The 272-nt window shown below is 56.2% G+C and carries 1 protein-coding gene; it reads left to right on the top strand.

Annotation, left to right across the window (positions count from 1 at the left end):
• Positions 1 to 30: 30 nt before the first annotated feature.
• Positions 31 to 272, top strand: a 242-nt coding sequence (locus RVY79_RS22075) for an ATP-binding cassette domain-containing protein (protein WP_411161761.1), incomplete at its 3' end; no start/stop codon positions are given.

The raw sequence follows: 272 nt of genomic DNA, 5'->3' as shown, positions 1-272 counted from the left end.
CCACGATGCAAATCCCGGCTTTTCACTGAACTGAACTTAATTCTGGGTGATACCGGGCCAACGGTTCTCTTGGGCCTTAATGGTGCGGGGAAAACTACCCTGCTGCGGCTATGTGCGGGCGAACTTCAGCCCTCGGCGGGGTTAATAGCCGTGGATGGGGGTAAAGACCCTCGTTCCGTTGTGTCTCTGATGCCCCAGCAGATCAGGCCAATTCCTGGGTTCCGGGTAGTTGAGCAAGTGGCATATTCAGCTTGGCTCGGCGGGTGTAGTTC

It is taken from the genome of Chromohalobacter sp. HP20-39 (assembly GCF_033052815.1).
Classification (GTDB): Bacteria; Pseudomonadota; Gammaproteobacteria; order Pseudomonadales; family Halomonadaceae; genus Chromohalobacter.
This window is presented reverse-complemented; position numbering and strand designations above follow the sequence as displayed.